General features: G+C 44.5%; 8 protein-coding genes. 5 read left to right on the top strand and 3 right to left on the bottom strand.

Features of this window, described 5'->3' with window-relative positions; translation table 11 throughout:
- Nucleotides 1-60: 60 nt before the first annotated feature.
- The 3 genes from apbC to N646_RS05455 all read left to right on the top strand — a co-directional run bounded on the left by apbC (nt 61) and on the right by N646_RS05455 (nt 4235).
- Complete coding sequence (gene apbC / locus N646_RS05465; RefSeq protein WP_017633850.1) at nt 61-1137, top strand: iron-sulfur cluster carrier protein ApbC; 1077 nt, start codon at nt 61-63, stop codon at nt 1135-1137.
- Between the two features lie 180 nt (nt 1138-1317).
- Nucleotides 1318-1959, top strand: coding sequence for a uridine kinase (udk, locus tag N646_RS05460; RefSeq protein ID WP_005380833.1), 642 nt, complete (start codon nt 1318-1320; stop codon nt 1957-1959).
- Between the two features lie 188 nt (nt 1960-2147).
- Nucleotides 2148-4235: an AsmA family protein gene (locus N646_RS05455; RefSeq protein ID WP_017633849.1), complete on the top strand. Its 2088-nt coding sequence runs from the start codon at nt 2148-2150 to the stop codon at nt 4233-4235.
- A gap of 62 nt (nt 4236-4297) precedes the next feature.
- Here the strand turns inward: N646_RS05455 and cobO are convergent, their stop codons facing one another.
- Nucleotides 4298-4903 carry a cob(I)yrinic acid a,c-diamide adenosyltransferase gene (gene cobO / locus N646_RS05450; protein ID WP_005380837.1) on the bottom strand — a complete coding sequence of 202 codons (606 nt, stop codon included), beginning with the start codon at nt 4901-4903 and terminating at the stop codon, nt 4298-4300.
- Nucleotides 4904-5020: 117 nt separating this feature from the next.
- On the opposite strand from cobO, the gene N646_RS05445 reads away from it, so the two are divergent.
- Nucleotides 5021-5470, top strand: a complete 450-nt coding sequence (locus N646_RS05445) for a low molecular weight protein-tyrosine-phosphatase (protein ID WP_017821382.1) — start codon at nt 5021-5023, stop codon at nt 5468-5470.
- 60 nt (nt 5471-5530) lie between these two features.
- Here the strand turns inward: N646_RS05445 and N646_RS05440 are convergent, their stop codons facing one another.
- Both N646_RS05440 and rne read right to left on the bottom strand, forming a co-directional pair.
- On the bottom strand, nt 5531-7090 hold the full coding sequence (locus N646_RS05440) for a SulP family inorganic anion transporter (protein ID WP_005380840.1): 1560 nt from the start codon (nt 7088-7090) through the stop codon (nt 5531-5533).
- A 332-nt stretch (nt 7091-7422) separates the two neighbouring features.
- Nucleotides 7423-10497, bottom strand: a complete 3075-nt coding sequence (gene rne / locus N646_RS05435) for a ribonuclease E (protein ID WP_017821383.1) — start codon at nt 10495-10497, stop codon at nt 7423-7425.
- A gap of 639 nt (nt 10498-11136) precedes the next feature.
- Here rne and rluC point away from each other — a divergent pair.
- Complete coding sequence (gene rluC, locus N646_RS05430; protein ID WP_021033985.1) at nt 11137-12081, top strand: 23S rRNA pseudouridine(955/2504/2580) synthase RluC; 945 nt, start codon at nt 11137-11139, stop codon at nt 12079-12081.
- Nucleotides 12082-12131: the final 50 nt, after the last annotated feature.

The raw sequence follows: 12131 nt of genomic DNA, 5'->3' as shown, positions 1-12131 counted from the left end.
TTTTTTTGGGGTTCTGGTTGAGCCTGGACGGTGGTAGCATGACATCTAAAAGGAGGGCTTATGCATCAGTTCACTTCAAAACAAGATTTTTGTCACTGGTTTAACCAATTCCAACATCCACAGTTGGTGGAAAACTGGGCAGATATTCATGGCGCAATTTCGATTACGACACAGGGTTCTATTGATATAACGTTGCCATTCGCAAGTAATGAGCTTCAAACCGTACTGCATGACTGGATCAAACAGCAGCAAGCCTCGGGTAAAGTGGCTGAATTCCCATTTAATATTCGCCTTGGAGTTAAAGCTTTAGAAACTCAAGTGGCTAACTCGGTTAAGGGTGTTAAGAACATCATTGCCGTCAGTTCTGCGAAAGGTGGCGTTGGTAAATCTACTACCGCAGTTAACTTAGCGTTGGCGATTGCTCAATCTGGGGCGAAAGTGGGATTGTTGGATGCAGATATCTATGGTCCGTCTGTACCTATGATGTTGGGGCAAGAAGATGCTAAACCAGAAGTTCGTGATGGCAAGTGGATGGAACCCATTTTTGCTCACGGCATCTATACTCATTCTATCGGTTATTTGGTGGATAGATCAGAAGCGGCGATATGGCGCGGTCCAATGGCTTCAAAAGCGTTGTCGCAGTTATTAACTGAAACAGATTGGCCAGATTTGGATTATTTGGTGATTGATATGCCGCCAGGTACGGGGGATATTCAATTGACGCTGTCACAACAAATTCCGGTAACAGGTAGCGTGTTAGTCACAACGCCGCAAGATTTAGCCCTTGCCGATGCAAGGAAGGGAGCGGCAATGTTTAACAAAGTCCATGTCCCGGTTATTGGTGTTGTGGAAAACATGAGTTATCACATTTGTAGTCAATGTGGCGCGAAAGAGCATATTTTTGGTATGGGCGGAGCTGAAAAAATGTCGCAAGAATTTGGCTTAGCATTGTTAGGACAAATTCCGCTTCATATCTCTATGAGAGAAGATATTGACGCTGGCGTGCCAACGGTAGCAAGACGCCCAGAAAGTGAGCATGCAGGGTATTATAAGCAACTTGCCGATCGCGTATGTAGCACGATGTTTTGGCAAGGCAAAGCAAAACCAGATGCGATTAGCTTTACAATGGTGAACTAAGTTTACTATGCCTGCTGGTTGATAATTGCACATTTTAACGTTTGCTCGGAGGTTAATCCTCTGAGCAGGCAGAAACTTATGACTAAACCCTAATTCCAACTAGTAACTATGGGGTGAACTCCCTATAATCAGGCAGTTTATCTTTTTATGTGACTAGAAATCATCATCGGGTGCAAACTAATGTCTGATAATAATCAATGCGTCATCGTAGGTATTGCTGGCGCTTCTGCTTCTGGAAAAAGTCTGATCGCGAGCACTATTTATAATGAGCTTCGCGCGAAAGTAGGCGATCATCAAATCGGTGTCATCACGGAAGATTGCTACTACAACGACCAAAGCCACCTAAGCATGGAAGAGCGAGTAAAGACGAACTACGATCACCCGAGTGCGTTGGACCACGACCTACTGTGTGAGCACCTAGAAAAATTGGTACGTGGTGAAGCAGTAGAAGTGCCTGAGTACAGCTACACTGAGCACACAAGAACAATTAACACCACCACAATGACACCTAAAAAGGTGATCATTCTAGAAGGTATCCTTCTTCTTACAGACCCTCGTCTTCGTGATTTGATGCATGCGACAGTATTTATGGACACACCGTTAGATATTTGCTTGCTTCGCCGTGTTAAGCGTGATGTGGAAGAGCGAGGCCGAACTATGGAGTCTGTTCTTAAGCAATACCAACAAACAGTACGTCCGATGTTCATGCAGTTTATCGAACCTTCTAAGCAATATGCGGACATTATTGTTCCTCGCGGTGGTAAAAACCGTATCGCAATTGATGTATTAAAAGCTCACATTGCAAGACTTTTGAAAGCTTAAGCCTATAGACGGCTATATCGCTTTATTTTTAGGAGAAGAAGTGGCACCTTAAGTGCCACTTCTTTTTTTGTTTTTAAATTAGTCAGTTGCAGGTTAAAACCAGACACTTTTCACGCTTTTGTGGAACTGTCAGCGGCAAATGGAGTCTGCGCTTATAATTGTAAAAACACTCGAGCAAGGAAAAACAAATGAAGAAACTGCTCTTAATTCTAGCAATACCGATTGTGGTCATTTTGGTCGCAATTTTAGCGTTAACCATCTTCGTCAATCCGAATCAGTTTAAACCCCTTATTGTTGAGCAAGCGCAAAAGCAAACGGGATTAGAGTTGGTGATTGAAGGGGATATCAGTTGGCAATTTTTCCCATCAATTGGCTTTGAGTTGGGACATACAGAATTGCGAAACCCACAAGGCTTTAGTAAACCCAATTTATTCAAAGTTGATACCGTTGGTGTAGACATCTCTGTTATGCCACTTTTTAGTCAACAGCTTGAAATTGGAAACGTCACGCTTGATGGTGCTGAGTTCTACATTGAAACCAAGAAAGATGGCAGCAAGAATATTGATGCATTGACGAAAGCCCAAACACAACAAGCAGAACAAGAGAACAATGCTGCGCCTACGCAAAATGGTGAAACGCAAACTTCTGGTTCTGATTGGAGTATTAATCTTGCTGGCGTTACGGTTTCTAACGGTTCATTAGAAATGCAGGATAAGCAAGCCGGTAGTTACACCAAACTTTATGATATTTCATTAAACCTTTCCGAATTCGCTTTTGACAACTGGACAACGGCTGATTTTGGCGTGAAGGGCGAAATGAACGACCAAAAGTTCACCGCGAAAGGTCAGGCAGACTTTAAGCTAGAAAAAGGTTTGGCAAACTACGCGCTAAAGAACATCAACTTTGATGCGACATACTCTGACCCTGCCAATAAAATTGAATCGGCAACGATCGGTTTAGACACGTTTGAATTCGATAAAGTAAATAACCTGACTTATGCCATTAAGGGTGACGCTGGTGGTATGAAGTTAGATATGCAGGGTGCTGGTCAACTTAGCGTGGACAAGGCTATCAGCAAAGTACAGTTGGATAAGTTAACTCTTAAATCGACTTTTGAGGGTGATGCTTTACCTCAGTCCCCGATGAAAGTCGACATGGTGTCTGATCTGTCTTTCGACCTAACGAAAAACCATCTGAGTTTTGTTCTAGAGAAGTTAACAGCGAATGCTATCGCCTTAGATGGTAAGGCTGATGTGGCACTCGGTGATATTCCTAAAGTACGCTTTGCTCTCCATAGCCCCAATATCGATCTTGATGAGTTCTTAGGGTTAGATAAGCAAGCTGCCGAAGGTAATAAGCCTGCTTCTGGTGGCGAGAGTGCTCCTGCCGGACCTGAGGTTGAGCCTGATTTGTCTGCGTTGAAAACGTTAGATGTAAAGGGTGACATTACCATCGACAAATTCAAAGCGGCAAATGCGAAGATGGAAGCGGTAAAAACGAGCTTCACTGTAAATCGTGGCGTGTTTGAGCTTACATCTTTTAGTTCGAAGTTGTACCAAGGCTCAATCTCAGCGACAGCGAAGTTAGATGCACGCCAATCACCAGCGACTTACAGTGTTAAAAAGTCAATCAAAGGCGTGAAAGTTCAACCGCTACTTATAGACGTTGCTGAAAACGACAAACTTGAAGGGACAGGTAACATTGATGTGAATGTTACAGGTAAGAGTCTCACGCCTACCGGTATCAAGAAGAATCTATCTGGTACGGTTGTTATCAATTTTGCTGACGGTGCGGTGAATGGCATCAACGTTGCTCAGTTGATTCGTGAAAACTATGCGAAATTTAAAGGGCAAAAAGTTGAAGGCACCAATGTAGCTAAGAAAACAGACTTCAGTGCGATGACGGCGACATTGAAACTCAACAAAGGTGTTGTATCAACGGATAATATGCAAGCTCAGTCTCCATTGTTACGTGTTCGTGGTAAAGGTACCGCAAACTACATCAATGAAACAGTCGACTTTACTATCAGCACGTCAGTTGTAGGCAGCCTAGAAGGCCAGGGCGGTAAAGATATAGATGAGCTGAAAGACATCACGATTCCAATCAATGTGTCTGGTAAGTGGGCAGATCCTAAATTCAAGCTCGTATTCGATGATGTTCTGAAGCAGAAAGCTCAAAAAGAAATCGATCGTGGCGTGGAGAAGCTAACGGACAAAATCAAAGACGAGAAAACCAAAGATGCGGTCGATGGTTTATTGAAGAATCTTTTCAACTAACCGTGCGTGAAAATCAAAAGGGTTGGCATTTTGCCAACCCTTTTTAAATTACTCTGCGAGTGTTACCAATCGACGCCTTTGAGGGCTTTTACGCCAGATTCAAATGCGTGCTTTACATTTTTCACTTCAGAAACGGTATCGGCCATTTCAATCAGGGTTCGATGTGCGCCACGCCCAGTAATAATAACCGACTGCATTTTAGGTCTGTTGCTCAGTGCTTCGACCACTTCGTCTAAGTCGATGTAGCCGTAGCTCACCATATAAGTTAGCTCGTCAAACAAGATGACATCGATAGAGTCGTCTTGCAGCATGCGCTTACATTCTTGCCATACGCCTTGCGCTGCTTCGGTATCAGCGGCTTTGTTTTGAGTTTCCCACGTAAAGCCGGTTGCCATTACTTGGAATTCAACGCCGAGTTTCTCAAGTAGGTTGCGCTCTCCGTTGTCCCAAGTACCTTTAATAAACTGCGCGACAGCACAATTCAAACCATGACCCACTGCGCGTGCGATCGTACCGAATCCTGATGTCGATTTACCTTTACCATTTCCGGTAATGATCAGTAGCAGACCTTTTTCCTCTTGAGCAGCAGCGATTTTTGCGTCTACCTGTTCTTTGACTTTTTGTTGGCGAGCTTTATGGCGTGCTTCTTTATTTTCTTCGATAGACATAATACTTCCTCAATTCCTTTTCGTGCTGTGCCCAAGCTAATTTGGGTTCATTGATTTATCTCGCTATGATAGACCAACATATCGTGAAGAAAAACCACCGATAATTCAGGGAATAAAATGAAGAAAATACTTGTTGTTTGTATGGGAAACATTTGTCGGTCACCAACTGGAGAGGCAGTGTTAAGAGCGAAAGCTCAAAAGCTAGGCGTTGAAGTAGAGGTTGATTCGGCAGGTACAATTGACTACCACGCAGGAAACCGACCGGATTCAAGAGCAATGGCAGCAGGAAAGCAGCGAGGTTATTCTTTTAAAGGAATGCAAGCGCGCCAAGTCACCATTGATGACTTTGAAAAGTTTGACCTTATATTAGCCGCAGATAAAGCAAATTTGGCCGATTTATTGGATATTTGTCCGTTGAAGTATCGACACAAAGTATCGTTATTTTTAAGTCATTCTGAGTCAGTTTACGACGAAGTCCCGGACCCATATTATGGTGGGGAAGATGGCTTTGAACTGGTGCTTGATTTAATCGAAGAGGCATCAGACGCAATTTTGAAGAAGCTATAATCACCGTGCTTGAAGACAATAGAAAAAGGGGTGAGCTCAGCTCATCCCTTTTTATTCGTGTTAACCCGCTAGTATGTCGGTTGCGACTTTGTAGCTTGGGTCTTCCTTCACGTTAATTTCAACCAAGCTGCCAGCTTTGTCCAAAAGTTTACGACAATCTGGGCTTAGGTGACGAAGGTGCAGCGTTTTACCTTGAGCATTGTAACGCTCAGCCAGTGTTTCAATGGCTTCAATTGCAGAGTGATCTGTCACGCGAGAGTCTGCAAAATCGACAATCACATCTTTTGGATCTTCAGGCGCGTTAAACAACTCCAGGAAGTTAGCCGCAGAGCCAAAGAAAATAGGGCCGTGAATCTTGTACTCTTTTGAACCTTCCTCGTTTAAGCACGTGTCGGCATAGATGTGCTTAGCGTGTTGCCATGCAAACATTAATGCAGAAACGATAACACCAACCGCTACGGCAACAGCAAGGTCAGTAAGAACAGTAACAACGGTCACAAGAACAATAACGAAGAAGTCTTGCTTCGGTACGCGGCGTGCTAGCTTAAATGTTGCCCATTCGAATGTACCAATGACAACCATGAACATCACACCAACCAGAGCAGCGAGTGGGATCATTTCAATTAGCGAAGAAGCGAATAAGATAAACATCAATAGAGCGATAGCCGCAACGATACCAGATAGACGGCCGCGACCACCTGAGTTTACGTTGATCATCGACTGACCAATCATCGCACAACCACCCATTGCGCCAAACACAGAACACGTCATGTTTGCCATACCTTGACCGATACATTCGCGGTTAGATTGACCACGAGTATTCGTCATCTCATCTAAAACTGTCAGTGTTAGTAGAGATTCAATTAGACCAATGGCCGCTAGAATGATCGCGTATGGAAGAATGATTTGTAGAGTTTCTAGCGTAAATGGTACCGCAGGAATAGAGAAGGTTGGTAGTGAACCAGCGAGTGTTGCAGCTTCATCTCCAGACATTGTACGCAGGAAGTCAACAACAGTACGAGTTTCCAGATCCAAGCCAACCACTAAAGCCGTCACCGTTACGATCGCAACAAGTGAAGAGGGTACAGCTGTTGTGATTTTTGGTAGAAAGTGAATGATTGCCATAGTCAGCGCAACCAAACCAAGCATTAGCAGCATCTGGTCTTGTGGTAGCCAAGTAAGCATGCCGTTGATGTCTGGCGCTTTAAACTGACCCAACTGAGCTAGGAAGATAACAATAGCCAGACCGTTCACAAAACCGATCATCACAGGGTGAGGTACGATACGGATGAACTTACCCAATTTAAACATACCAGCGGCAATTTGAAGAATACCAGCGAGCATGATGGCTGCGAATAGGTACTGGACACCGTGAGTCGCGACAAGCGAAACCATTACGACTGCCATGGCACCTGTTGCACCAGAAATCATGCCAGGACGACCACCGAAAATGGAAGTAATAAGACCAACGATGAATGCAGCGTAAAGACCGACCATCGGATCTACGCCTGCGACGAACGCAAATGCGACAGCTTCAGGAACCAATGCTAGCGCAACGGTTAGGCCTGATAGCACATCATTTTTTACGGAGTGCTTAGAAAATTGGGGAAATTCGAACATGTTTGTTTTTAAGTTCTCTTTGCAATGAGTTAAACCCGACACATATTCGTATTTGCACAAGCCACTGGAAGGTTGATTTTTAATCAAACATTGCAGTGTAAACCGTAGTATTAAAAGAGCAGCATCAGAATGGTGTCGAAAACTTGAGTCGGCGCATGCTACCGAAAAGTGTGATTAAGTTCAAGAATGATACGAATAATGGCGTACAAATGTGATCACGAATTGGTATTTATATGAACAATTTATTGGGCAAATATGAAGATAAAAAAGGCTACCAGATGGTAGCCTTTAATTTATTTATGCCGTTAAGCAGTTGAACGTAATGATTTAGCCTAGTTAAAGTTAGGCTTTGTCATCTCTGCCGATGCACGGTTTTTAGCCACTTGGCTACCAGCACCTTTAGCTTGGTAACGTTCGGTTTTGAACGGTGCTGCTGCAACCGTGATTTCGCGTAGCTCTTGAGGGCCAGGTGCTTTCGTCATCGGTGCGCTAGCGTTTAGCTTAGCCGCAACTTTAATGGCTTCGACTTTAGGCTCTGGTTTATCTACTGGCGCTTCGGCCGCAATCTCTTTTTCTGCTTCAACGATAGGCTCTTCAGCAGGTGCCGTTTCTACAATGGCATCAACCGGTTCAGCATGTTCAGTTACAGGAGTTTCAACGATAGGCTCTACCGAGGCTGTTTCTATTACTGCTGATTCAGCTTTTTCTGTGATTACTGTTTCCACAACGGGTGCTTCTACTACTGGAGCTTCCACTTTCGCTTCAACGGTTTCTTGAACCTTGTGTTCAACAACTGGCGCATCTGTTACGACAGGCTGCTCGCGACGAATAATCACTTTACCCATTGCCATTTCTGGACAAGCAAAGCCACCTTGGATTGCAGGTACTGCTGCTACAGCTTCTTCCTTAACTCGCTCTTCCTTCTTAGGTGCTGGTTTCGGAATGTAACGTGGCATTACTTTACCCATAGCCATTTCAGGAGAAGCGACACCTCCCTTACGTAGGCGGAATGGGTTAGGGCGGCGATCACGGCCACGGCGACGACGCTGGCCGCTTGCACGCAGGTGACGTGGCGAACGACGATTACGACGTTGCTTAGACTCTGCTTGCTTGTTGTCTTGCTGTGCCTCTACCGCTGCTTCTGTTGGCTTTTCAACTTTAGCTTCAACCGTTTCTTGAGTCTTAACCGCTGTTTCTTCGGCTTTCTTCTCAATAGCTTCTTGGTCCTTAACGCGTACAGACTTGTTCAATTTGCGACGTTGGCGGCGCTCTTTCACTTTTTCTGCTTTCGCATTTTGCTGCTTCGGTTTGCTCTCTTCTGGTTTTGTTTCAGTACGAGCTTCCGCTGCTAGCTGCAGACCTTTTTCCGCTACTTTTGCGTTTGCTTTCTGCTCTTGGGCTTTATCTGCCTGTTGAGCTTTAGGTTTACGCTTTTGGTTACGGTTTTGCGGTTTATTTGTTTGTTGTTGAGCTTCGTTTTGCTCATTAGCCTGCTCATCACGAGGCTTACGACGACGTCGGTTATCGCGATTGTCGCGGTTATCACGATTATCACGCTGGTTGTTATTGCGACGACGATCGTTGCGATCACGTTTGTTACGTCGATTATCGCGATTTGGTTTTTTCTCTTCCTGAGGTTTCTGTTCTTCTTTTGTTTCTTCAGAACCACCGAATAGGAAGCTACCAAGTGCTTTAAACAGACGGCTGAACAATCCAGGTTTCTCTTCTTGTTCAACGTCTTGTTCTTTCTTCTTCGCCTCAGGAGCTGGTTTAGCTGCTGGTGCAGGTGCGGTTTGAGACGGAGCAGCAAAGCCTTTAAGAACTGGCTCTTCAATTCGTTTTGGTTTTACGTCAACTTCCGCTGGCTCTTTACCTTCTGCTTCTTTCATTGCTTCCAGTTTCTTAGGAAGTAAGTAAGAAATCAGATCGAACTCTTCGCCTTCACGAACACGGATAACTTCAAAGTGCGGTGTTTCCATATCAGAGTTAGGAACAACCGTAATTTTCACTTCTTGAATGCGTTCGATATGGTTTACTGAACGACGTTTTTCGTTCAATAAGTAAGAGGCGATTGGCACAGGTACGACTGCAAGTACTTGTGCTGTGTTGTCTTTTAGCGCTTCCTCTTCAATTAAACGAAGTACAGAAAGTGCTAGAGATTCGTTGTCGCGAACGACACCAGTTCCGCTACAGCGAGGACAGATGTGATGGCTTGCTTCTGCAAGAGAAGGGCTCAAGCGCTGGCGTGACATCTCCAACAAACCAAAGCGAGAAATACGACCGATTTGTACACGAGCGCGATCAAGACGAACGGCTTCACGTAGACGGTTTTCTACTTCTCGTTGGTGACGAACTGGGGTCATATCGATAAAGTCGATAACCACTAAGCCACCCAAGTCACGTAGACGTAATTGGCGAGCAATTTCGTCGGCTGCTTCTAGGTTCGTGTTTAGAGCTGTTTCTTCAATATCGCCGCCCTTGGTTGCACGAGCAGAGTTGATATCGATAGACGTTAGTGCTTCAGTCGGGTCAATAACAATAGAACCACCAGATGGCAGACGCACTTCACGTTGGAAAGCCGATTCAATTTGGCTTTCGATTTGGTAGTGGCTGAATAGTGGAACTTCGCCTTCATATTTCTTAACGCGGTTAAGGAAATCAGGGCGCACCAATTGAATGTGCTCTTTTGCACGTTCGTAGATGGTGTTGCTATCAATTAAGATTTCGCCAATATCACGACGCAAATAGTCACGGATTGCACGAACGATAACGTTACTTTCTTGGTGGATTAAGAATGGAGCAGGGTTAGAGTCCGCTGCACCTTTGATTGCACCCCAGTGGTTAAGTAGTACATTCAAATCCCACTCAAGCTCTTCAGCACTCTTGCCAACGCCAGCAGTACGTACGATTAGGCCCATGCCCTGAGGCAGTTCCAAAGTACTTAATGCGGCTTTTAGTTGAGTACGCTCGTCACCTTCGATTCGACGAGAAATACCGCCAGCACGAGGGTTGTTAGGCATCAGAACAAGGTAACTACCAGCAAGAGAAATGAAAGTAGTAAGAGCTGCGCCCTTGCTTCCACGTTCTTCTTTTTCCACTTGAACGATAACTTCTTGGCCTTCCGTTAGCACTTCTTTGATGCTTGGACGACCTTGGTAGGTGTAACCTTCAGGGAAATATTCGCGGGCAATTTCTTTGAGAGGGAGGAAACCGTGACGCTCGGCGCCGTAATCAACAAATGCGGCTTCTAAGCTTGGTTCGATACGTGTGATACGTCCTTTGTAGATATTCGCTTTTTTAGATTCATGACCTGGACTCTCGATATCAAGATCGAAAAGTCGCTGGCCATCAACCAGAGCGACACGCAACTCTTCTTTTTGAGTTGCGTTAATTAACATTCTTTTCATTGAAAATTCTCGTTGTCTTTTCTTTTATATCTTTCTTGTCGACTTGCCACTGTTTTTTCGCTCTTTCACGGTGCCTGATCCCATGGCTTGTATTTTGCAGCCTCCCGGCTGGAAGGGGATGCTCTCGGGCACTTCAGTCATCACAAGCCTCTTGTGGTTTCTGTTGGAAACGTAGACTTGTGACCCGCTATTTGGGCGGTAGGTACTCAACGTGAATATGCGAGGAGTAGGGTGGCAAGAGTGTTGAATTCGATGTGTCTCACGCCAATGCTGCACTCGACCTTCAACGATCTACTCACATTGCTTGAGGATAAATGATTGGTAATGAATAAAATGTAACCAAACCTTCCTTAGCAGCTGTGAACTATAGCAGTGCGCGTGGCTATCAGCAATCTGCTTTCACGCAAACGATAGAAAATTTGCCGCTAAACTCAAAATTTCTATTTTATAACTGGCTGTTTCATAAGCAATTGAGATGTGCAAACTGTTCAAGACAGAAAACAAATTGAGAACTTGATTGAGAGTTTTAATAATTTAAACAAAAGCTTGGCGAAATTTAGACCAGTATGTGCCACCGAGTGTTTCTTTTACGACAAGAATAATGTGAAGTCGCACGAAATTGAGTTTACAATACCGCCCATGAACGAAATAAGAACAAAAGTCCAGTTCGTCGACATCGACGAAGATATGGCGGGTCAGCGCATTGATAATTTTTTGCGCAACCAATTAAAAGACATTCCTAAAAGCATGATTTACCGAATTGTGCGTAAGGGCGAAGTGCGCGTAAATAAAAAGCGTATAAAAGCAGAGTACAAGTTAAAAGCAGGCGATCTCGTTCGTATTCCACCGGTGACCGTCGAGAAAAAAGATGACGATGTCGCACCAAGTACGAAACTTAACAAAGTCGCTGAGTTGGAAAATATGATTATCTTCGAAGATGACCATATGTTGATTCTAAACAAACCATCTGGCACCGCTGTGCATGGTGGCAGTGGTTTAAAGTTTGGTGCGATTGAAGCGCTTAGGGCTCTGCGTCCTCAAGCTCGCTTTCTTGAACTTGTGCATCGTATTGACCGTGATACTTCAGGGATTTTGCTGGTTGCTAAAAAGCGTTCTGCACTTCGTCACTTGCAAGCCCAGTTTCGTGAAAAGACAGTAAAGAAGTTTTACTTAGCTCTTGTCATGGGGCAATGGAAAAGCAGTTGTAAGGTTGTGAACGCGCCACTGCTCAAAAACGAAGTGAACAGTATTGTTCGTGTTAACCCTAATGGTAAGCCGTCAGAAACGCGTTTTAAGATTTTGGAAAAGTTCGAACAAGCTACATTGATTCAGGCGAGTCCGATTACTGGTCGAACTCACCAAATACGAGTTCATACGCAATACACTGGTCACCCAATCGCTTGGGATGATCGCTACGGTGATCGTCGCTTTGATGCTTACACAGGTCAAGTTGGTTTAGATCGTTTGTTCCTACACGCGGCAAACATCAAGTTCCAACACCCATCAAATGATGAGTGGATGGAAATCAACGCACCGATGGAACCGAAACTAGAAAAAGTGTTGGCGGGTTTAAGAAACGCGTAACCATGTTTTCCTCGCGGATGCAAAAGGGAGCCTGTGGCTCCCTTTTATCG

It is taken from the genome of Vibrio alginolyticus NBRC 15630 = ATCC 17749 (assembly GCF_000354175.2).
Lineage (GTDB): Bacteria > Pseudomonadota > Gammaproteobacteria > Enterobacterales > Vibrionaceae > Vibrio > Vibrio alginolyticus.
Note: the sequence above shows the minus strand (reverse complement) of the source record. Positions and strands in the feature narration are given on the sequence as shown.

What these genes read in the sequence shown, in the direction of transcription:
- rne (WP_017821383.1), bottom strand. Translation starts at nt 10,497, where the DNA reads ATGAAAAGAATGTTAATTAACGCAACTCAAAAAGAAGAGTTGCGTGTC.
- cobO (WP_005380837.1), bottom strand. Translation starts at nt 4,903, where the DNA reads ATGTCTATCGAAGAAAATAAAGAAGCACGCCATAAAGCTCGCCAACAA.
- N646_RS05455 (WP_017633849.1), top strand. Translation starts at nt 2,148, where the DNA reads ATGAAGAAACTGCTCTTAATTCTAGCAATACCGATTGTGGTCATTTTG.
- rluC (WP_021033985.1), top strand. Translation starts at nt 11,137, where the DNA reads ATGAACGAAATAAGAACAAAAGTCCAGTTCGTCGACATCGACGAAGAT.
- apbC (WP_017633850.1), top strand. Translation starts at nt 61, where the DNA reads ATGCATCAGTTCACTTCAAAACAAGATTTTTGTCACTGGTTTAACCAA.
- udk (WP_005380833.1), top strand. Translation starts at nt 1,318, where the DNA reads ATGTCTGATAATAATCAATGCGTCATCGTAGGTATTGCTGGCGCTTCT.
- N646_RS05445 (WP_017821382.1), top strand. Translation starts at nt 5,021, where the DNA reads ATGAAGAAAATACTTGTTGTTTGTATGGGAAACATTTGTCGGTCACCA.
- N646_RS05440 (WP_005380840.1), bottom strand. Translation starts at nt 7,090, where the DNA reads ATGTTCGAATTTCCCCAATTTTCTAAGCACTCCGTAAAAAATGATGTG.